Origin of the sequence: Streptomyces sp. DSM 15324, from assembly GCF_001514285.1 — a bacterium.
Classification (GTDB): domain Bacteria; phylum Actinomycetota; class Actinomycetes; order Streptomycetales; family Streptomycetaceae; genus Streptomyces.
Genome location: NZ_KQ949023.1, coordinates 1,329,595 through 1,350,005 on the forward strand (window position 1 = coordinate 1,329,595; position 20,411 = coordinate 1,350,005).

Annotated in this window: 16 protein-coding genes and 1 tRNA gene; 4 read left to right on the top strand and 13 right to left on the bottom strand. The window is 70.0% G+C overall.

All coding sequences use genetic code 11. From position 1 onward, the window contains the following. Window positions 1-29: 29 nt before the first annotated feature. A complete protein-coding gene (locus AQJ58_RS05850; RefSeq protein ID WP_067245394.1) occupies window positions 30-1,844 on the bottom strand; it encodes a bifunctional metallophosphatase/5'-nucleotidase in 1,815 nt (604 codons plus the stop codon). A 470-nt stretch (window positions 1,845-2,314) separates the two neighbouring features. Between AQJ58_RS05850 and pyk the strand changes: the two genes are divergently transcribed. Beyond that, window positions 2,315-3,751 (top strand): pyruvate kinase, encoded by a 1,437-nt coding sequence (pyk, locus tag AQJ58_RS05855; RefSeq protein ID WP_067245396.1) that lies wholly within the window; start codon window positions 2,315-2,317, stop codon window positions 3,749-3,751. A gap of 7 nt (window positions 3,752-3,758) precedes the next feature. Here the strand turns inward: pyk and AQJ58_RS05860 are convergent, their stop codons facing one another. Continuing rightward, a complete protein-coding gene (locus tag AQJ58_RS05860; RefSeq protein WP_067245398.1) occupies window positions 3,759-4,514 on the bottom strand; it encodes a helix-turn-helix domain-containing protein in 756 nt (251 codons plus the stop codon). Window positions 4,515-4,619: 105 nt separating this feature from the next. Continuing rightward, window positions 4,620-4,692: transfer RNA gene (locus AQJ58_RS05865), tRNA-Leu, on the bottom strand. Between the two features lie 102 nt (window positions 4,693-4,794). Between AQJ58_RS05865 and AQJ58_RS05870 the strand changes: the two genes are divergently transcribed. Next, window positions 4,795-5,451 (top strand): ANTAR domain-containing response regulator, encoded by a 657-nt coding sequence (locus AQJ58_RS05870; RefSeq protein WP_067245400.1) that lies wholly within the window; start codon window positions 4,795-4,797, stop codon window positions 5,449-5,451. A 109-nt stretch (window positions 5,452-5,560) separates the two neighbouring features. Here the strand turns inward: AQJ58_RS05870 and AQJ58_RS05875 are convergent, their stop codons facing one another. From AQJ58_RS05875 to AQJ58_RS05915, 9 genes are all read right to left on the bottom strand, one after another. Beyond that, complete coding sequence (locus AQJ58_RS05875) at window positions 5,561-6,277, bottom strand: ABC transporter ATP-binding protein (protein WP_067245401.1); 717 nt, start codon at window positions 6,275-6,277, stop codon at window positions 5,561-5,563. Continuing rightward, window positions 6,274-7,200, bottom strand: a complete 927-nt coding sequence (locus tag AQJ58_RS05880; RefSeq protein ID WP_067245403.1) for an ABC transporter ATP-binding protein — start codon at window positions 7,198-7,200, stop codon at window positions 6,274-6,276. Before AQJ58_RS05880 ends, AQJ58_RS05875 begins: the two co-directional genes overlap by 4 nt. A 5-nt stretch (window positions 7,201-7,205) precedes the next feature. Continuing rightward, a complete protein-coding gene (locus AQJ58_RS05885; protein ID WP_067245405.1) occupies window positions 7,206-9,029 on the bottom strand; it encodes a branched-chain amino acid ABC transporter permease in 1,824 nt (607 codons plus the stop codon). A gap of 5 nt (window positions 9,030-9,034) precedes the next feature. Beyond that, window positions 9,035-9,967, bottom strand: coding sequence for a branched-chain amino acid ABC transporter permease (locus AQJ58_RS05890; protein WP_067245408.1), 933 nt, complete (start codon window positions 9,965-9,967; stop codon window positions 9,035-9,037). 112 nt (window positions 9,968-10,079) lie between these two features. Beyond that, entirely contained in the window at window positions 10,080-11,309 is a 1,230-nt protein-coding gene (locus AQJ58_RS05895) for a branched-chain amino acid ABC transporter substrate-binding protein (RefSeq protein ID WP_067245410.1), read from the bottom strand. 288 nt (window positions 11,310-11,597) lie between these two features. Beyond that, window positions 11,598-12,233 (bottom strand): Tat pathway signal sequence domain protein, encoded by a 636-nt coding sequence (locus AQJ58_RS05900; RefSeq protein ID WP_067245412.1) that lies wholly within the window; start codon window positions 12,231-12,233, stop codon window positions 11,598-11,600. Next, window positions 12,230-12,649, bottom strand: a complete 420-nt coding sequence (locus tag AQJ58_RS05905) for a hypothetical protein (protein ID WP_067245414.1) — start codon at window positions 12,647-12,649, stop codon at window positions 12,230-12,232. Before AQJ58_RS05905 ends, AQJ58_RS05900 begins: the two co-directional genes overlap by 4 nt. Before the next feature lie 105 nt (window positions 12,650-12,754). After that, the gene (locus AQJ58_RS05910; RefSeq protein WP_067245415.1) at window positions 12,755-13,219 is read right to left on the bottom strand and encodes a PaaI family thioesterase; all 465 of its coding nucleotides are present in this window, start codon (window positions 13,217-13,219) and stop codon (window positions 12,755-12,757) included. A 48-nt stretch (window positions 13,220-13,267) separates the two neighbouring features. After that, on the bottom strand, window positions 13,268-15,547 hold the full coding sequence (locus tag AQJ58_RS05915; RefSeq protein ID WP_067245417.1) for an FdhF/YdeP family oxidoreductase: 2,280 nt from the start codon (window positions 15,545-15,547) through the stop codon (window positions 13,268-13,270). A gap of 248 nt (window positions 15,548-15,795) precedes the next feature. On the opposite strand from AQJ58_RS05915, the gene polA reads away from it, so the two are divergent. Next, window positions 15,796-18,522 carry a DNA polymerase I gene (gene polA / locus AQJ58_RS05920; RefSeq protein WP_067245419.1) on the top strand — a complete coding sequence of 909 codons (2,727 nt, stop codon included), beginning with the start codon at window positions 15,796-15,798 and terminating at the stop codon, window positions 18,520-18,522. A gap of 502 nt (window positions 18,523-19,024) precedes the next feature. Next, window positions 19,025-19,354, top strand: a complete 330-nt coding sequence (locus tag AQJ58_RS42320; RefSeq protein WP_159056217.1) for a hypothetical protein — start codon at window positions 19,025-19,027, stop codon at window positions 19,352-19,354. Here the strand turns inward: AQJ58_RS42320 and AQJ58_RS05930 are convergent. Next, window positions 19,320-20,183: a DUF4184 family protein gene (locus AQJ58_RS05930; protein ID WP_067245422.1), complete on the bottom strand. Its 864-nt coding sequence runs from the start codon at window positions 20,181-20,183 to the stop codon at window positions 19,320-19,322. The two genes, AQJ58_RS42320 and AQJ58_RS05930, sit on opposite strands and share 35 nt — an antisense overlap. Window positions 20,184-20,411: the final 228 nt, after the last annotated feature.

The following is a 20,411-nucleotide window of genomic DNA, read 5'->3' on the forward strand; positions in this document are numbered from 1 at the left end:
CCCGGCCGACCCCCAGCCCGGCCGACCCCCTAGAACACCGGCGTACCGTCCCGCGTGAGCTTCCAGTCCACCGACGCGAACTCCTTCGGATCCAGCACACCCTTCGCGGTCACCCACTCCGCGATCCGCGTCCGGATCTCCGTCGACTCCGACCACAGCTCGGGGGCGGAGGCCACATGCGGGAACGCCCCACCGCCGTTCGCCCGGTAGTTGTTCACCGCGAACACGAACCGCTGGGCGTCGTCCAGCGGCGCACCGTTGTACGTCACGTTCCTGATCCGCGACCCCGCCGCCTGCGCGATGTCGATGTCGTACGACAGCCCCGACACATAGTCGTAGTTGTAGTCCGGCCGGTTGTTCGCGTTGGTCAGCTTGTCGACGTCCACGACCGCACCCGCGGCCGTCTGCACGAAGTACTCCGCCGAGTACTCCAGGTACGCCTTGACCTGCGCACCCGTCAGCAACTTCGCCACCAGCGTGTTGTCGTACACATACAGGCTCGACAGATCCCGGATCGTCACGGCGCCCGCCGGGATCTCCGACGTCCGCGAGAACGGCGACGCCTGCGAGATCACCGGCAGCGACGCGTACGACGTCCCCGCCAGCGCCGCCTTGACCACATCCTCCTGCACCTTGGTGATCAGGTCGATGATCGGAGCGTCCTTGTACCGCGCCTCGACCGTCGTCAGCGTCTCCGTCGCCGAACCGACCACCTGGTTGACGTACCTCACGACCTTCGCGTGCTCGTCCGAGAGCAGCTTGGTGATCTTCGGGTCGTCGGCCACGGTGTTGGAGTTCAGCACCTTCGACGCCACCGACTCGACCGTCCACCGCCCCTTCTCGAACACCAGCTCGATGTCGAACACCGACAGCCGCTCCGCATACGCCAGCGGCTCCGACAGGACGACCGTCTTCCCGGTCTTCTCGTTCGTGACCCTCAGCTCGGGGATCTCCACGTGCGCGTGGCCCACCAACACCGCGTCGATGTCCGGCACCTGCTGCGCCACCAGCGCCGCCGAGTTCTCCACGTACGGCAGCTGGTCACCGTACGACGACGTCCCGGAGGACCCGGAGTGCGCCGACACGACCACCACGTCCGCACCCATCGCCTTCAGCCTCGGCACCCACTTCGCCGCCTGCTCCTCCAGCCCCGGGAACGCCAGCTTGCCCTGCACGTACGCCTTGTCCCAGATGGCGATACCGGGGTTCGTGAGCCCCAGGATCGCGACCTTGACGGGGGGCGCGCCCTTCACGCAGAACGTCCGGATGACATACGGCTGGAAGGCCGGCCGCAGCGTCTTCGCGTCCACCGCGTTCGCGCCCAGCAGCGGGAACCGCAGCTGCGACTCGAACTTCCGCAGCGTCTCGATGCCGTAGTTGAACTCGTGGTTGCCCAGCGCCGCCGCGTCGTACCCGATCGCGTTCATCGCCTGCGCCATCGGGTGCACCGGACCACCCTTGGCGGTGATCGGGTCCACCTTCGCGTAGTAGTACGTCAGCGGCGTGCCCTGGATCGTGTCGCCCGCGTCCAGCAGCAGCACGTTCTCCCGCCCCTTCTCGGCGCGGATCCGGTTCACCAGCGTCGAGATGCGGGCGAGCCCCTGCGCGTTGCCCGCCTTGTCCGTGTACTCCGCGTTCTTGAAGTAGTCCCAGTTGAAGACGTGCCCGTGCAGGTCCGTCGTCCCCAGCACCGTCAGGGCGTACCGCTTCGGCTGCTTGACGGGCCTGCCCGGCACCTTGGCCTCCGCGGCCTGCGCCGCCGGAGCCGCAGCCGCCCCCGCGATGGCCACCCCCGCCCCGGTCACGGCGGACTTCTTCAGAAACTTCCGGCGGTTCAACGGCATCTCGCGAGCTCCTAGGGGAAATGGTCAATGACGCGCGTAGACAAACGCGCGTAGATTCTGACCCGTCCATGACCGGCCGCAACAGGTCCCGGAGGTTTCGATCTGGTGACCACCCGGGTCAACTCCGGCCAGGCAAAAGGGAAACGCGTGACATGGTGGGGCGTATGACCTCACTACGGATTCCCCCGTTCGGCACCCCTGGGCGCGACGGCCGGCACCCCTGGGCGCGACGGCCGGCACCCCTGGGCGCGACGGCCGGCGCCCTGACCCCCCGGGGCGGGCTTCGGCCGCCCCGTGAATTCACCCATTCACCCATTCACCCTTTCGGGGAATGCGGGCGCGAAATCGATATGCTCATAAGAGCGGCACCCCGCACAATTCAACAGTTGTCAACTACCCTTCACTCAACGGTTGTTGCCCGGTCATGTCGCCCCAATTCGCTACTGCCCGGTAAGTCATAGGCTCGACTCATGCGCCGAGCCAAAATCGTCTGCACCCTGGGCCCCGCCACCGACTCCTACGACCAGATCAAAGCCCTGGTCGACGCAGGAATGGACGTCGCCCGCCTCAACCTCAGCCACGGCGGCCACGCCGAACACGAGGAGCGCTACCACCGCGTCCGCAAGGCCGCCGACGAGACCGGCCGCAGCGTCGGCGTCCTCGCCGATCTTCAAGGCCCGAAGATCCGCCTCGGCCACTTTGCCGAAGGACCTGTACTCCTCGAACGCGACGACACCTTCACGATCACCGTCGAGGACGGCGTCGCGGGCGACGGCAAGCGCTGCGGCACCACCTACGCCGGCCTCGCCGAGGACGTGACCCCGGGCGAGCGCATCCTCGTCGACGACGGCAAGGTCTGCCTGGAGGTCACCGACGTCGTGGGCGCGGAGGTCCACACCCGGGTCGTCGAAGGCGGCGTCATCTCCGACCACAAGGGCCTCAACCTCCCCGGCGTCGCCGTCTCGGTCCCCGCCCTGTCCAAGAAGGACGAGGAAGACCTGCGCTGGGCGCTCCGCACGGGCTGCGACGTGATCGCCCTGTCCTTCGTCCGCAGCGGCCGCGACATCCTCGACGTCCACCGCATCATGGACGAAGAGGGCCGCCGCCTCCCCGTCATCGCGAAGGTGGAGAAACCCCAGGCGGTGGAGGCCATCGACGACATCGTCGCCGCCTTCGACGGAATCATGGTCGCGCGCGGCGACCTGGGCGTCGAAATGCCCCTCGAACAGGTCCCGATCGTCCAGAAACGCGCGATCAAGCTGGCGAAGCGCAACGCCAAGCCGGTGATCGTCGCGACCCAGATGCTCGACTCGATGATCGACAACTCTCGCCCGACGAGGGCGGAGGCGAGCGACGTGGCCAACGCGATCATCGATGGCACGGACGCCGTGATGCTGTCGGGCGAGACCAGCGTCGGGAAGTACGCCATCCAGACCGTCCGCACGATGGCAAAGATCGTCGCGGCGGCCGAGGAGGACATCCTGGCCAAGGGCCTCCCGCCCCTCACCGAACGCAACAAACCCCGCACCCAGGGCGGCGCGGTCGCCCGCGCCGCGGCCGAGATCGGCGACTTCCTGAACGCCGAGCTCCTGGTCGCCTTCACCCAGACCGGCGACACGGCCCGCCGCCTCTCCCGCTACCGCTCCCCGATCCCCCTGCTGGCCTTCACCCCGGAACAGTCCACCCGCTCCCAGCTCAGCCTGACGTGGGGCGCGGAGACCTTCCTGGTCCCACCGGTGGGCTCCACGGACGCGATGGTCGCCCAGGTGGACGAGCTGCTGCTGCGGTACGGCCGCTGCCGGAAGGGCGACGTCATCGTGATCACGGCCGGCTCCCCGCCGGGAGTCTCGGGCGCGACGAACCTGGTCCGCGTCCACCACGTGGGGGAGGACGACAGCCCGAAGTAGGGACCGCTCAGTGCTTGGGGCCCACGTGGGCGTCGAGGAGGGCGACGGAGGCTTTGCGGGCGACGGAGATGTTGAACGGTGTTCCGTCGCGGGTGCAGAAGGTCCATTCGACGCCCAGCTGGTCGAGCGTGTCGGTGTAGAGCCGCCGAATGTCGTCCGAGACGTTGGCGAAGAAGTAGCGTGGGTATTCATACCGCTTGCGTTCGCCGGCGACCAAGCGGGTCGTCCAGTTGGTGATGCGACAGCCGTCGGAGTGGATGAGCCCTCGGACGAACTCCCAGGGGTGCGCGTCGACGACGGCCCGCTGCCAGGCTTCGAGGGTGATCGGGCGCTCGTGTTTCTTACCGGGGCCGTGTTGAGGGAAGAGGCGCGGCCAGTGTGGTGAGTAGGAGGTCACTGCTACGCAGCCCTGCCGTTGGAGCACGTACACACCGATGCCGGGGCGGACTTTCCTGATGGCTTCGTAGCACAGCTCGATGAGTCCAGGCCAGGCGTCCGCGCAGACGATGCGCAGGTAGTAGCCGCTGCGTGGATGTGGGCTGATGCATCCGTCGCCGAGGTACAGCCCGAGCAGGTATGAGTACGCGTATGTGTCGGCAGGCGGCCCAGGGTCTTGAGGTGCGATACGGAGCATGGGCTCCAGGCGGTCCTGCCAGGAGCGGATCGCGGCGCGGGAGATACCCGTCTGCTTGCTTACTGAATTCAGGCTTCGGCCCTGCGCCACGAGGGAGAGGGCTTGCTTGCGTGTGCTGACGTCGTACATGTGGCCACTCTGTGAGAGTGCTCGCGGCGACACACAGGAAAAAGCGGATGTTCACGAGAATGGGAACATCCGCTTTTCGTCTCAACCTTGGAAATGAAGGAAAAGTGCCCCGGGTGGGATTCGAACCCACGCTGTCGGTGGTTTGAGCACCGTGTCTCTCCCGCTGGACTACCGGGGCTTCCTCTAAAACAAAGGCAGGCAACCACCCGCCGCGCACCCACCTTACCGCAGCTAGGTACGCTCTTGTCAGCAGTACCCCTGCCCTGAACGAGGAGCCCCCGTGACCGCCCCCGAGTCGCCCCAGCCCGTAGACGTGCCCGATGACGACAAGTCGCACGTGCCTCCGCTGACGACCCGTGTCGTCATCGCCGAGGACGAGGCCCTGATCCGGCTCGATCTCAAAGAGATGCTGGAGGAGGAGGGCTACAGCGTCGTCGGCGAGGCCGGTGACGGTGAGCAGGCCATCGAGCTGGCCCGCGAGCACCAGCCCGACCTGGTCATCCTCGATGTGAAGATGCCCAAGATGGACGGCATCTCCGCCGCCGAGAAGATCGCCGAGGAGCGCATCGCCCCGGTGCTGATGCTCACGGCCTTCTCGCAGCGCGACCTGGTCGAGCGGGCCCGGGATGCCGGTGCCATGGCGTACCTCGTGAAGCCCTTCAGCAAGAGTGATGTCGTCCCGGCCATCGAGATGGCTGTTTCGCGGTTCAACGAGCTGAAGGAGCTGGAGAAGGAGGTCGCCGACCTCACGCTCCGCCTGGAGACCCGCAAGCTGGTCGACCGGGCGAAGTCGGTTCTCCAGACGGAGTACGGGCTGACCGAGCCTGCCGCGTTCCGCTGGATCCAGAAGACGTCGATGGACCGGCGGATGTCGATGCAGCAGGTCGCCGAGGCCGTCATCCAGGACGCCGCGGAGAAGAAGGCCAACAAGGGCTGACGCCCGGCCCGCAGACCACGAGGCCCGCAGACGGAGAGGCCCGCACACGACAAGGCCCGCGCCCGGAGAAGGGGCGCGGGCCTTGTCGTAGGCGCAAAACCTCGGGACGTCAGTCCTCGCCGAGGTAGGCCTTGCGGACCGACTCGTCGTGGAGCAGGTCCCGGCCGGTGCCGGAGAGGACGATGTTGCCGACCTCCATGACGTGACCCTGGTCCGCGAGGGACAGGGCCGCCTGGGCGTTCTGCTCGATGAGCAGGATCGTCATGCCCTGGGACTTCAGCTCGGCGATGGTGGCCATGATCTTCTGCATCATGATGGGGGAGAGGCCCATGGAGGGCTCGTCCAGCATGAGCAGTTTCGGCTGGGACATCAGGGCGCGGCCCATGGCGAGCATCTGCTGCTCGCCGCCGGACAGGGTGCCCGCGGCCTGCTTGCGGCGCTCTCCCAGGATGGGGAAGAGGTCGTAGGCGCGCTGGATGTCCTTCTCGATGCCCGCCTTGTCGCTGCGGAGGAAGGCGCCGAGGCGGAGGTTGTCCTCGATCGTCATGCGGGGGAAGATGTGCCGCCCCTCGGGGGAGTGGGCGAGTCCCAGCGAGACGATGTCGTGGGCGGGGACCTTCTTCAGCGACTTGCCGTTGAACTTGATCTGGCCGCCGACGGGCTTGAGCAGGCCCGACAGGGTGCGCAGGGTGGTGGTCTTGCCGGCGCCGTTGGTGCCGATGAGGGTGACGACCTCGCCGGCCTCGACCTTGAAGGAGATGCCCTTGACGGCTTCGATCTTGCCGTAGGCGACCCGGAGGTCCTCGACTTCGAGCAGTGCGGTCATCGGTCGTTCTCCTTGCCGGGCGCGGCGTCCGTCGTGGTGTCGGCGTCCGTCGGGGCGGCGTCGGCCGGGGCGGCGCTGGCCTCGGCGGCTTCGACTTCGGTGATCTCTTCGTCGCCGGGGGCGTTCTCGAAGGGTTCGCCGAGGTAGGCGGCGACGACGCGCTCGTCGCCCTGGACGGTGGCGCTGTCGCCCTCGACGAGCTTCTCGCCCTGGACCAGGACGGCCACGCGGTCGCAGAGGTTGAAGATGAAGCGCATGTCGTGCTCGATGACGAGGACGGCGATGCCCTTGTCGCGGATGGCGAAGACGAGTTCTTCTGTCGCTCGCGTCTCCTGGGGGTTCATGCCGGCGGTCGGCTCGTCGAGCAGGAGGAGTCCGGGCTCGCTGGCGAGCGCTCGTGCGATCTCCAGTTTGCGCTGCTCGCCGTAGGGCAGGTTGCGGGCGAGGTGTTCGGCCTTCTTCTCCAGTCCGACGAACGCGAGGAGTTCCATGGCGCGTTCGCGGGAGGCGGCTTCGGCCTTGTGGAAGCCGGGGCCGCGCAGCACGGCCGACCAGAAACCTTCCTTCGTCCGCGTGTGCCGGCCGACCAGCACGTTCTCCAGGACCGTCATGTTGGCGAACAGACGGATGTTCTGGAAGGTGCGGGCGATGCCGGCGGCGGTGACCTTGAAGGACTTGGGCGGCAGGACGGTGCCCTTGTAGCGGACCTCGCCCTCGGTGGGGATGTAGAGGCCGGTGAGGCAGTTGAAGAAGGTGGTCTTGCCGGCGCCGTTGGGGCCGATCAGGCCGACGATCTCGCCGCTGTTGACGGTGAGGTTGACGTCGCGGACGGCGGTGAGGCCGCCGAAGCGCATGGTGACGCCGCGTGCGTCGAGGACCGTCTCGCCGGTGGGGGCGACCGTGGTGGTGGTGTCGGTGGTCATGGTGGTCAGGCCCCTGCCTTCGTGAGGACGGTGGGCGCTTCCGCTTCCTCGTGGAACTCGAGCTGGCGGCGGCGGTTGGGGATCATGCCCTCCGGCCGGAAGCGCATCAGCAGGATGAGTGCGAGGCCGAAGGCGAAGAGCTGGTAGTCGCCCAGGAACTGCAGCTTGTTGGGGATGAGGAAGAGCAGCGAGGCGCCGATGAGGGGGCCGCCGATGGTGCCCATGCCGCCGAGGACGACCGCGGCGAGGAGGAAGGCGGAGTTGGGCGGGATGGGGCCGGCGAAGAGGTACTGCTCGGGGGTGACGGTGTAGGTGACGTGTGCCTGGACGGTGCCGGCGAGGCCGGCGAGGGAGGCGCCGACGGCGAAGGCGATGAGCTTGACGCGGAAGCCGTTGATGCCCATGGCGAGGGCGGCGGTCTCGTCCTCGCGGATGGCGACCCAGGCGCGGCCGATGCGGGAGTCGCCGCTGCGCCGGAAGACCAGGACGACGATGGCGGTGATGATGAGCATCAGGAAGAAGTAGTTGGCGAAGCGGCCGATGTCGACGCCGAGGATGTTGTGGACGACTCCGAAGTCGAACCCGAGGATGTTGAGGTTCGGGATCGAGGAGATGCCGTTGGATCCGTTGGTGATGTCGGGGCCGGAGGTGCCGTCGAGGTTGTTGGCGGTGATGCGGAAGATCTCACCGAAGCCGAGGGTGACGATGGCGAGGTAGTCGCCGCGCAGCCGCAGGGTGGGGGCGCCGATGAGGACGCCGAAGACCAGGGAGGCGGCGCAGCCGACGAGTGCGGCGGCCCAGAAGGGGAAGTGCACGTCGAAGGGGGAGCTCGGGGAGCCGGAGACCATGGCGGCGGCGTAGGCGCCGACGCCGAGGAAGGCGACGTAACCGAGGTCGAGGAGGCCGGCGAGGCCGACGACGATGTTCAGGCCGAGGGCGACGGTGGCGAAGATGAGGATGTAGACGCCGAGGGTCGCGTACTGGTCGTCGGTCTGGGTGAAGGGGAACGCCGCGGCTGCGACGAACGCGCCGCAGATGGTGATGTTCTGGTGGCGGGCGGTGATCTGGCTGGCCTGGGCGACGAGGCCGGCCTTGCCGACGGCGGCGAAACCGAGGCCGGCGGTGATCAGGAAGCCGATGAAGAGTTCGTCGTACTCGGTGCCGATGCCGTAGGTGAAGACGGTGAGGGCGAGGGCGAGGACGGCGACGATGATCAGGATCTCGGCGTAGGCGGGCAGGGCCGGGGCGGGGCGCGCGGTGGCGGAGCCGAAGGCGGCCTTGACGGTCTGCCACTTGTGGCCGAGCTTGTGCTTGGTGTGCTCCCACGACGTGTCGTCGGGGTCGATGGGGTCGGGCTCGGGGTGCTCGAACGGCAGGGCCAGGGCGCCGAGGAGGGCGGCGAGGCTGGCTACGGCGACGACGTAGCCGCCGGGTTCGAGGTTGACGACTCCGCCGAGGTCGGCGCTGATCGCGATGACGGTGTACCAGGCGGTCGCGAAGGTGGCGAGCGCGGCGAACTTGATCGCGCCGTCGGCGCCGGCGGGGGTGAGCCAGCCGAGGCCCTTGATGCCGTAGGAGGCGAGGGCGAAGAGGGTGGTGAGGGCGGCGCCGATGAGGACGAGGACCTGGAGGCCGCCGGGGTAGCCGTAGACGGTGAGGTCGCCGGGGAAGGCGGAGGTCCAGGTCCAGGCGAGGAAGGTGGAGATGATGGTGAGGACGGCGCCGCCGGTGGCGAGGGCGCGGGCGGCGGCCTCGGGGATGCCGATGAGGCCGGCTCGTGCGGGCGTGGTGTCGCCGAATGCCTCGGGGGTGGTGGTCTGTGTCGTCATCGGTGTCACGCCCTGTCCGCGACGCGCTCGCCGAGCAGGCCCTGGGGCCGGAACAGGAGCACGAGGATGAGGAGTACGAAGGCCCAGACGTCGGCCCAGGAGTTGCTGCCGAACTTGTCCATGCCGGGGATGTCGGCGATGTAGGCGGTGGCCAGGGTCTCGGCGATGCCGAGGACGACGCCGCCGATCATGGCGCCGTAGATGTTGCCGATGCCGCCGAGGACGGCCGCGGTGAAGGCCTTGAGGCCGAGCAGGAAGCCCATGGTGAAGGAGATCTGGCCGTACTTCAGGCCGTAGGCGACGGCTCCGACGGCGGCGAAGGTGGCACCGAGGGCGAACGCGATCACGATGATGCGGTCGGTGTTGACGCCCATGAGCTTGGCGGTGTCGGGGTCCTGGGCGGTGGCCTGCATGCCGCGTCCGGTGCGGGTCTTCATGACGAAGTAGGCGAGGAAGCCCATGCTGAGGGGGGCGGCGATGAGCAGGAAGATGTCACCGGTCTGGATGGTGACGCTGCCGAGCTCGAAGGGGCCGCCGTCGATCTGGGGGAAGACGCGGGCGGACTTGGCCTCGGGGTACCAGGCCCAGACGGCCTGCTGGAGGGCGAGGGAGAGGCCGATGGCGGTGATGAGCGGTGCGAGGCGTGGTGCGGTGCGGAGGGGACGGTAGGCGAACCGTTCCGCTCCCACGGCGACGGTGACGGAGACCATGACCGCGCCCACCAGCATCAGGGGCAGCGCGATGGCCATCGAGGTGCCGTCGGGCAGGATGTACACGTAGACCGTGAGAGCGCCGAACGCTCCGGTCATGAAGATCTCGCCGTGGGCGAAGTTGATGAGCTGGACAATGCCATAGACCATTGTGTAGCCGATGGCGACAAGGCCGTACATGGATCCCAGTAGCAGGCCGTTGACCAGCTGCTGCGGCAGTTCGTTCACCGCATGTCCTCCGAGACGGTTCGGATAATTCGACGGGTGGGGCCGGATGCGAGTCCGCGCGGGGCGCCAGTGGAACAGCGCCCCGCGCGGCTCAGGAGTGGTGCGGGTGAGGTCAGCCGGCGTAGGTGCCGGACTTGACGGCCTTCCAGGCACCGTTCTCGACGGCGTAGACGGTGAGCTGCTTGTTGGTGGCGTCACCGAACTCGTCGAAGGAGACCTTGCCGGTCACACCGTCGAAGGAGACGTTCTGGGTGGCGGCGGTGATCTTCGCGCGGGCGTCGTCCGGGAGCTTGCCGTTGTTGTCGTCGACGACCTTCTTGACGGCCTCGATGATGGACCAGGCGGAGTCGTAGGCGTAGCCGCCGTAGGCGCCGTACGCCTCCTTGTAGCCGCCGGCCTTGTAGTTGGCCACGAACTCCTTGGCGGAGTCGAGCTGCTCGACGGGGGCGCCGACGGAGGTGGCGAGGTCGCCGGTGGCGGTGGCGCCGGCCAGCTTGATGAAGTCGTCGGCGTAGATGCCGTCGCCGCCGACCAGCGGGATCTTGGCACCGGCGGCCTTGATCTGCTTGCTGAGCGGGCCGGCCTGGGGGTACTCGCCGCCGTAGTAGACGACCTCGGCGCCGGAGTTCTTCACCTTGGTGGCGACCGCGGAGAAGTCCTTGGAGTCGGGGTTGATGTGCTCGGTGCCGACGACGGTGCCGCCGAGCTTCTTGAACTCCTCGGTGAAGGTGCCCGCGAGGCCGGCGCCGTAGGTCTTCTTGTCGTCGATGACGAAGACCTTCTTCTTCTTGGCGTCGTTGAAGACGTACTGGGCGGCGAACGGGCCCTGGATGGCGTCCGTGGTCGCGGTGCGGAAGTACGACGCGTAGGGGCGCTTCTTGGTCTTCGCCCAGTCGGTGCCCTGGGTGAGCGCCGGGTTGGTGTTGGCCGGGGAGACCTCGACCAGCTTGGCGTCGTCGAAGACCTTCTGCATCGACTCGGCGACGGAGGAGTTCAGCGGGCCGACCACGCCGACGACGCTCTTGTCGGCGACGAGGGCGGTGGCGTTCTGCTGGCCGGCGGAGGGCTGGGCCTGGTCGTCCTTGGCGACGACCTTGAAGGTGACGCCGTCGACCGTCTTCTCCTTGTTGGCCGTTTTGGCCGCGAGGTCGACGGAGTTCTTGATGCCGAGGCCCAGCGCGGACAGGTCGCCGGTGAGCGGGGCGTCGACGCCGATGGTGACGGTGGTGCCGCCGCTGTCGGAGCCCTTGTCGCCGCCGCTGTCGCGCGAACCGCAGGCGGTGAGGGTGAGTGCACCGGCGGACAGCGCGGCGGTGATGGCGATGAGCGAACGTTGACGCACGTTCCAGTCCTTTCCCTGGGCGGCCCTCCCCCCTGGAAGAGGCCGAGTCGAGCGCTGGGGCCTAAGGGGTATTCAGGCGGCGCGGTGACTGGGCGTGACTCTAAGCGGGTGAAGGTAACGGGGAGGAGGGTCTGCAGCATGCTGTGACGCTCTTGTTATGACACGAGGTAATGCAGAGCGGTACTTGGCGGGTGGAACAGCGAATTTCAGGCCGATTCGCCCTGTCCGCATGTTGAGAACGCGCAGGATGCACCCTGGTGCGTTCAGGTGTCTCAGGCGTTTTGGTGATTACGGTGATTCGTTGCTACAGGCGACTTCCAGGGCTCGGGAGAGGTCGTGCGCATAACGGGGTCCCAGGATGAAACTCTGCTGTTGTATTGCACGCGTATTACGCAGAGTTACGTCGATGAAAGGAAGCCCGGCATTCTCCGGTACGGTCCCGCATTCCGCCACATGCATGGTGATCACGATCGTGCGGGCGGAGCCGGCTTCGGTCCGGAACGGGGCCCGGGGCACAGAGGTCAGGGAGGCGCCGGCGTACGGCTGGGAGACCCGGGTCACCGTGACCGGCGGGCCGGAGTCCACGCTGAGGAGGACCTCGAAGGCGAACGTGTGCGGCCGGGTGCCGGGTGGCACGCTGTGCTCGCCGAGATAGGTGACGTCGACGACCTGGGCGGGGAACGGCGGTCGGGAGACGGCCGGTTCACGCTCCTGGGGCCGGGTCGCGTAGAGCAGGGCGCAGAGGGTGAGCAGGCCGACGACGAGGAGGGCGGCCAGGGCGGCCCTGCGGCGGTCCGCGAGGAGGCGGCGCAGGCGGGGCGGGGGAGTGCCCGGGGCGGCCGGGGTGACGGCCGGGGGCTCCGCCGGGTGCGTGTCCCACGCGTGCGTGCCCTCGCCGGGCTCGATCGGGCCGATGCCGCTCACTGCCAGGGGCCTTCGCCCGGGCCGCCGGAGCGGTAGTAGTCGGTGCAGCCCGCGCGGGTCTCGCGGTCGATCAACGCGTCGGCGGCGTCGGCCCCGTGGCGCTTCTTCTCGGCCCGTGCCGCGTCCACGACCCTGCGCAGGATGTCGTACTGGCCGTTGGAGAGCCCCATCGACTGGTAGTCGCCGTAGGTGTGGCTGTCGAGGACCTCGCGGGACCAGTGGGCCACCACGCGCGTGCACAGGTCCTCGGGCGAGGTGGTGGACGGGGAGGCGGAGGGTGAGGCGGCGGGGGAAGAGGCGGCGGGCGCCGCGCTCGGGGTCGTGCCGCCGCAGGCGGTCGCCGGGAGGCAGGCGAGCAGCACCCATCCCGCCAGCCGTGCCGCCGCCCGCGCTCCGTGCGCGCCTCCCGTGGTCATGCCCCGACGCTAGGGCGCCGGGGCAGCGCGTGCAACGGGCCCTGCCGCACGGCGTGTTGGAAGCCGTCGGCCCGCCGGGGGAGGGTCGGCCACGCGGTGTGGTCGTCAGCCCGCCGTGGGGGCGTCCCGCAGCAGACAGGTGAGCCGGGCGGTGCACACCCGGCGCCCCTCCTCGTCGCTGATCACGATCTCGTACGTCGCCGTGGACCGCCCCTGGTGCACGGGCGTGGCCACGCCGGTGACCAGGCCGGAGCGGACGCCCCGGTGATGGGTGCAGTTCAGGTCGACCCCGACGGCGATCTTGGAGCTGCCGCCGTGCAGCATCGACCCGACCGAGCCGAGGGTCTCGGCCAGCACCGCGGAGGCACCGCCGTGCAGCAGGCCGTACGGCTGGGTGTTGCCCTCCACCGGCATGGTGCCGACGACCCGGTCCGCGGAGGCCTCGACGATCTCCACGCCCATGCGGGAGCCGAGGTGTCCGGCCGAGAACAGGGCCACGATGTCGATGCCGAGCGCGGCGTATTCCGCGATGACCTCCGGTGGGAACTTCACGTGCTGCTGCTCGCCCATGGGGCCGGGCTCCGTTCGTCGATCCGGGTCCAGTCACTGAGCAAACGCTCAGTCGGTCGACGATTGTTCCAGACGCACCACGACGGACTTGCTGGCCGGGGTGTTGCTCGTGTCGGCGGTGGCGTCCAGCGGCACCAGCACGTTCGTCTCCGGGTAATAGGCCGCCGCGCAGCCTCGGGTGGTCGGGTACAGCACGACGCGGAAACCCGGGGCCCGCCGCTCCACACCGTCGTCCCACTCGCCGACCAGGTCCACGTACGAGCCGTCCGCGATTCCCAACCCGCGCGCGTCCTCGGCGTTGACCAGGACGACCCGGCGGCCGTTCCTGATCCCCCGGTAGCGGTCGTCGAGGCCGTAGATCGTGGTGTTGTACTGGTCGTGCGAGCGCAGCGTCTGCAACAGCAGCCGGCCCTCGGGCAGCTTCGGGTACTCGACCGGCGCGGCGGTGAAGTTGGCCTTGCCGGTGGCGGTCGGGAAGCGGCGCTCGTCGCGCGGCGCGTGCGGGAGGGTGAAGCCGCCGGGGTGGGCCACGCGCGCGTTGAAGTCCTCGAAGCCGGGGATCACCCGGGCTATCCGGTCACGGATCGTCGCGTAGTCCCTCTCGAACTCCTCCCAGGGCACCTTGCTGTCCGCGCCGAGCACCCGGCGGGCCAGCCGGCTGACGATGGCCGGTTCGGACAGCAGGTGGTCGCTCGCGGGGGCCAGCCGCCCGCGCGAGGCGTGCACCATGCCCATGGAGTCCTCGACGGTGACGAACTGCTCGCCGCCGCCCTGGAGGTCGCGTTCGGTGCGTCCGAGCGTCGGCAGGATCAGCGCACGCGCGCCCGTGACGACGTGGGAGCGGTTCAGCTTGGTCGACACGTGCACCGTCAGCCGGGCGCGTCGCATGGCCGCCTCGGTGACGTCGGTGTCGGGGGAGGCAGCGACGAAGTTGCCGCCCATGGCGAAGAACAGCTTCGCCTCGCCGTCGCGCAGGGCGCGGATGGCGCGCACCACGTCGAAGCCGTGCCCGCGCGGGGGCGCGAAGCCGAACTCCTTCTCCAGGGCGTCCAGGAAGGCCGGGGCGGGCCGTTCGAAGATGCCCATGGTGCGGTCGCCCTGGACGTTGGAGTGGCCGCGCACCGGGCACACGCCCGCGCCGGGGCGGCCGATGTTGCCGCGCAGCAGGAGGAAGTTGACCACCTCGCGGATGGTCGGCACGGAGTGCTTGTGCTGGGTGAGGCCCATCGCCCAGCAGACGATGGTGCGCCGCGAGGCGAGCACCATGCCGAGGGTCTCCTCGATCTGCGCGCGCGTGAGGCCGGTCGCGGCGAGCGTCTCGTCCCAGTCGGCGGCGCGGGCGGCCTCGGCGAACTCCTCGAAGCCGTGGGTGTGCTCGGCGATGAACGCCTCGTCGAGGGCGCCCTCCGTCTCCAGGACCAGCTTGTTGAGGAGCCGGAAGAGGGCCTGGTCGCCGCCGATGCGGATCTGGAGGAACAGGTCGGTGAGGGCGGCGCCCTTGAGCATGCCCTGCGGGGTCTGCGGGTTCTTGAACCGCTCCAGGCCCGCCTCGGGCAGCGGGTTGACGCTGATGATCCGTGCGCCGCCGGCCTTCGCCTTCTCCAGGGCGGAGAGCATCCGGGGGTGGTTGGTGCCCGGGTTCTGGCCGGCGACGATGATCAGATCGGCCTGGTACAGGTCCTCCAGCAGGACGCTGCCCTTGCCGATGCCGATGGTCTCCGACAGGGCCGAGCCGGAGGACTCGTGGCACATGTTGGAGCAGTCCGGCAGGTTGTTCGTGCCGAGTTCGCGCGCGAAGAGCTGGTAGAGGAACGCGGCCTCGTTGCTGGTGCGGCCCGAGGTGTAGAAGACGGCCTCGTCGGGGGAGGCGAGCGCGGCCGTCTCCTCGGCGATGATGTCGAAGGCGCGCTCCCAGGTGACCGGCTCGTAGTGTGTGCCGCCCTCGGGGAGGTACATGGGGTGGGTGAGCCGTCCCTGCTGGCCGAGCCAGTAGCCGCTGCGCGTGGCGAGGTCGGCGACGGGGTGGGCGGCGAAGAACTCCGGGGTGACCCGGCGCAGGGTCGCCTCCTCCGCGACCGCCTTCGCGCCGTTCTCGCAGAACTCGGCGGCGTGCCGGTGCTCCGGCTCGGGCCAGGCACAGCCGGGGCAGTCGAAGCCGTTCTTCTGGTTGACGCGCAGCAGCGTCAACGCGGTGCGCCTGACCCCCATCTGCTGCTGGGCGATCCGCAGGGAGTGTCCGACGGCCGGCAGACCCGCCGCCGCGTGCTTCGGCTCGGCGACCTCCGGCACGTCCTGGACCGGATCCGCCTCGGGCGGCTTGGTGGCCATCGCACCCTCCCCTTCGTGTGCTGCTGTGTGCGCCGGTGCCGTGGGCGACACGCGTGCGCATCCTCGCACGGGGCCCCGGCGGTCACGGCGGCCGGGCGGGCGAGGACCGCCTTCATGGTTGCGCATAGGGCAATGGTTGCGGAAGGGGCAACACGGTCGGGAGGGTGTGACGGCGCGGTCACGGCGCGTCGGTGCGCGCGGACCGCGGGCGGATCCGAGTGTCAGTGGGGCGTGGCAGGATCGGGGGCGTGGCAGAGACAGCATCGAAGAAGACCGAGACCCCCGACGCCGGCGGCCGCCCGCGCCTGATGCTCATGGACGGGCACTCGCTGGCCTACCGCGCGTTCTTCGCGCTGCCCGCGGAGAACTTCACCACCGCGACCGGCCAGCCGACGAACGCGATCTACGGCTTCGCGTCGATGCTGGCCAACACCCTGCGTGACGAGGCGCCCACGCACTTCGCGGTCGCCTTCGACGTCTCCCGCAAGACCTGGCGCTCGGAGGAGTTCACCGAGTACAAGGCGAACCGCTCGAAGACCCCGGACGAGTTCAAGGGCCAGGTCGAGCTGATCGGCGAGCTGCTCGACGCGATGCACGTCGCGCGGTTCGCCGTCGACGGCTTCGAGGCCGACGACGTCATCGCCACCCTCGCCACCCAGGCCGAGGCCGAGGGCTTCGAGGTGCTGATCGTCACCGGCGACCGCGACTCCTTCCAGCTGGTCACCGAGCACACCACCGTGCTGTACCCGACGAAGGGCGTCTCCGAGCTGACCCGGTTCACCCCGGAGAAGGTCGTCGAGAAGTACGGGCTGACGCCCGCCCAGTACCCCGACTTCGCGGCGCTGCGCGGCGACCCGTCCGACAACCTCCCGGGCATCCCCGGCGTCGGCGAGAAGACCGCCGCGAAGTGGATCAACCAGTTCGGCTCGTTCGCGGATCTCGTCGAGCGCGTCGAGGAGGTCAAGGGCAAGGCCGGGCAGAACCTCCGCGACCACCTGGAGGCGGTCAAGCTCAACCGCCGCCTCACCGAGATGGTCCGCACGGTCGAGCTGCCGAAGGCGGTCACCGACCTGGAGCGCGCCCCGTACGACCGCACGGCCGTCGCCATGGTCCTGGACACCCTGGAGATCAGGAACCCCTCCCTGCGCGAGCGGCTCCTCGCCGTCGACCCGGGGAGCGCCGAGGCCGAGGCGACCCCCGTCGTCACCGCCGGCGTGGAACTCGACGGCACCGTGCTGGACACCGGCGAACTGGCCGGCTGGCTGGCCGGCCACACCGGGCAGCCCCTCGGCGTCGCCACCGTCGACACCTGGGCCCTGGGCGCCGGCTCGGTCGCCGAGATCGCGCTGGCCGCCGCCGACGGCCCCGCCGCCTGGTTCGACCCCTCCCGGCTCGACGAGGCCGACGAACGGGCCTGGGCGGCCTGGCTGGCCGACGCGGACCACCCCAAGGTCCTGCACAACGCCAAGGGCGCCATCCGGGTGTTCGCCGAGCACGGCTGGTCCGTCGACGGCGTCCGCATGGACACCGCCCTCGCCGCCTACCTGGTCAAGCCGGGCCGCCGCTCCTTCGACCTGGACGCGCTCTCCCTGGAATACCTCGGCCGTGAACTGGCCCCCGCCGCCGCGGCCGACGGCCAGCTCGCCTTCGGCGCGGACGACGGCGCCGAGGCCGAGGCCCTCATGGTGCAGGCCCGCGCGATCCTCGACCTCGGCGAGGCCTTCCGCGACAAGCTGGCGGAGGTCGGCGCGGCCGACCTGCTCCAGGACATGGAGCTGCCCACCTCCACCCTCCTCGCCCGCATGGAGCGGCACGGCATCGCCGCCGACCGCGCCCATCTCGAGGCCATGGAGCAGATGTTCGCCGGCGCCGTCCAGCAGGCCGTGAAGGAGGCACACGCGGCCGCGGGCCACGAGTTCAACCTGGGCTCGCCCAAGCAGCTCCAGGAGGTCCTCTTCGGCGAACTGGCGCTGCCCAAGACCAAGAAGACCAAGACCGGCTACACCACGGACGCCGACGCCCTGGCCTGGCTCGCCGGCCAGACGGACAACGAACTGCCGGTCATCATGCTCCGCCACCGTGAGCAGGCGAAGCTCCGCGTCACCGTCGAGGGCCTGATCAAGACGATCGCCGCCGACGGCCGCATCCACACCACGTTCAACCAGACGGTCGCCGCGACCGGCCGGCTGTCCTCCACGGACCCCAACCTCCAGAACATCCCGGTCCGCACCGACGAGGGCCGCGCGATCCGCCGCGGCTTCGTCGTCGGCGAGGGCTTCGAGTCCCTGATGACCGCCGACTACAGCCAGATCGAACTGCGTGTGATGGCCCACCTCTCCGAGGACGAGGGCCTCATCCGGGCGTTCACCTCCGGCGAGGACCTGCACACCACGGCCGCCTCCCAGGTCTTCGCCGTCGAACCGGGCGCGGTCGACGCGGAGATGCGCCGCAAGATCAAGGCGATGTCGTACGGCCTCGCCTACGGCCTGTCCGCGTTCGGCCTGTCCCAGCAGCTCAACATCGAGGCGGGCGAGGCCCGCGCCCTGATGGACGCCTACTTCGAGCGCTTCGGCGGCGTCCGCGACTATCTGCGCCGCGCCGTCGACGAGGCCCGGGCGACCGGCTACACGGCGACCCTCTTCGGCCGCCGCCGCTACCTCCCCGACCTCAACAGCGACAACCGCCAGCGTCGCGAGGCGGCCGAGCGGATGGCCCTCAACGCGCCCATCCAGGGCACCGCGGCCGACATCGTCAAGATCGCCATGCTCAAGGTGGACGGCGCCCTGCGCGCCGCGGACCTCACCTCCCGCATGCTGCTCCAGGTCCACGACGAAATCGTCCTGGAGATCGCCCCGGGCGAGCGCGCGGCCGTGGAGGAGATCGTCCGCCGCGAGATGACGGGCGCGGTCCGGCTCAGGGCCCCGCTGGACGTCTCGGTGGGCGCGGGCTCCGACTGGGAGTCGGCGGCGCACTAGGGGGTCCGAACAGGTTCGAAACACCCTCCTGGCCCCCGGCGGGGGAGCGGGCCCTTGCCTGTCGGTCTTCCGTGGTGCGGGTCGGGGGGCCGTGCCTGTCCGTCTTCCGTGGGGTGCGGGTGAAGGGGCCGTGCCTGTCGGTCTTCCGTGGTGCGGGTCGGGGGGCCGTGCCTGTCCGTCTTCCGTGGGGTGCGGGTGAAGGGGCCGTGCCTGTCGGTCTTCCGTGGTGCGGGTCGGGGGGCCGTGCCTGTCCGTCTTCGGCGGTGCGGGTGAAGGGGCCGTGCCTCTCCGTCTCTCGCGGTGCGGGTCAGGGGGCCCTGCTCGCGCGGGCAGGGCCCCTCTTCGGCGCCCCTCGCTTTGTGCCGCGGGGGCGGGCCGCCGCCACCGCGCGTTACCGGTGGTGCCCGCCACCCGTCACCCCCGGTACATCCCCCGAAGGGCCCTCACCCACGTGGCCGCCGAGAACACGCCCCGCACCGTCTCCGACCGCCACGATGCCGCCATGGGTATACGAACGCACCACCGCCGGACGGCCCCCACCGAGGGCCCGGCGACCGCAGACACGCAGGGTGACCGTGACCCGGCCCCTCCCCGGCGTCGGCCCCCCGCCCTGGCGCCCGGTGCCTCCACCGCCCGCGTCCCCGGCCACCGACGGGGCATCGGCGCCCCCGCCACCCCGCGCCTGTGGGCCGAGCAGATGCGTGCCTACCTCTCCCTCGCGCTGGCCACCCTCGGCCGTGCGCACCGGCGAAAGCCCGTCCGCCGTATCAGCGTCTTCGTCGCGACGCCGCCGTGCCTCAGCGCACGCCCTGACGGCTCCGCCCCCCGCTGACCTCCGCCGGCCCGCCCGCCGCACCCCCGGCGACCGGACGCCACACCCGCACGCCGACGGCGTACAGCAGCAGTCCCAGCAGCAGGCCGGCGCCCGCCCCGAAGCAGACCGTCGGGACCAGCTCCCACGGTTTCGCGCCGTGCGACTCCCAGGACGTCCACCACCGCGACACCCGCTGCACGGCCCCGGCCAGGGCGCACCCGCCGACCACCGCCGCCGCCGTCCACCGGTCCCGCGCGGACAGCGACGGCACCCCTGCCGGCCTGTCCGCCGGCGCCCGGCGCAGCGCGTGCACCACGAACGCGGCGATCACCACGGCCGCCACGGCCGAACCCCCGTACTGGAGGTACCAGTACAGCGGCGAACCGGCCACCGTCTCGCCCAGCACCGGGAACAGCCGCATGCCCCAGCGGTCGGGATGCGTGAACGCGTCCCACACCACGTGCGTCGACGCGCCGAGCACCCCGGAGACGTACCACCACGCCGCGGTGGCGGCCCGCACGCGCGCGCGTGGCGCACCGCACCGGGTCAGCGCGGCCGTCCGCGCCTGCCGCCCCGACGGCAGCAGCGCCACCAGCGGCTCACGCAGCAGCAGCCAGAGCCCCACCAGCGCCCAGGCGATGACCACGTCGACGGTGAACACACCGGGGAACGAGTGCGTGACGCTGCCGAACTCCATCGCCCCGGGCCGGACGCTTGCCGCGTAGTAGGTCAGATCGGGCGCGAACGAACCGGCGACGAGAACGGCCGGCACCAGCCGTCCACGGCCGGTGCCGTCGGCGCGCACCCCGGGCAGCACCGCCGCCGCATGACTCAGAGTGAACGGCAACGCGGCTCCCGGGGGCGGGGGGTGGGGGGCGGACCGGCACGGTCGCGGAGGACGTCCAGTATGCGGCAGTGGTTTCCGGGCGAACGGAACCCGGCCGGCCGGTGAAATGGGGGTGCGAACGGGTGCCGGTGCAAAAGAAGTTGTCGTAGGGTCGCTGGGGTTGCCGTGCCGCCGCGGGCAGTCGAACAAAAGAACAGACTCAGACGGGCGCTCCGGGTGCAACCCTCG

Coding starts and splice junctions, on each gene's coding strand:
- AQJ58_RS05850 (WP_067245394.1), bottom strand. CDS start 1,844: ATGCCGTTGAACCGCCGGAAGTTTCTGAAGAAGTCCGCCGTGACCGGG.
- pyk (WP_067245396.1), top strand. CDS start 2,315: ATGCGCCGAGCCAAAATCGTCTGCACCCTGGGCCCCGCCACCGACTCC.
- AQJ58_RS05860 (WP_067245398.1), bottom strand. CDS start 4,514: ATGTACGACGTCAGCACACGCAAGCAAGCCCTCTCCCTCGTGGCGCAG.
- AQJ58_RS05875 (WP_067245401.1), bottom strand. CDS start 6,277: ATGACCGCACTGCTCGAAGTCGAGGACCTCCGGGTCGCCTACGGCAAG.
- AQJ58_RS05880 (WP_067245403.1), bottom strand. CDS start 7,200: ATGACCACCGACACCACCACCACGGTCGCCCCCACCGGCGAGACGGTC.
- AQJ58_RS05885 (WP_067245405.1), bottom strand. CDS start 9,029: ATGACGACACAGACCACCACCCCCGAGGCATTCGGCGACACCACGCCC.
- AQJ58_RS05905 (WP_067245414.1), bottom strand. CDS start 12,649: ATGACCACGGGAGGCGCGCACGGAGCGCGGGCGGCGGCACGGCTGGCG.
- AQJ58_RS05910 (WP_067245415.1), bottom strand. CDS start 13,219: ATGGGCGAGCAGCAGCACGTGAAGTTCCCACCGGAGGTCATCGCGGAA.
- AQJ58_RS05915 (WP_067245417.1), bottom strand. CDS start 15,547: ATGGCCACCAAGCCGCCCGAGGCGGATCCGGTCCAGGACGTGCCGGAG.
- AQJ58_RS42320 (WP_159056217.1), top strand. CDS start 19,025: ATGGGTATACGAACGCACCACCGCCGGACGGCCCCCACCGAGGGCCCG.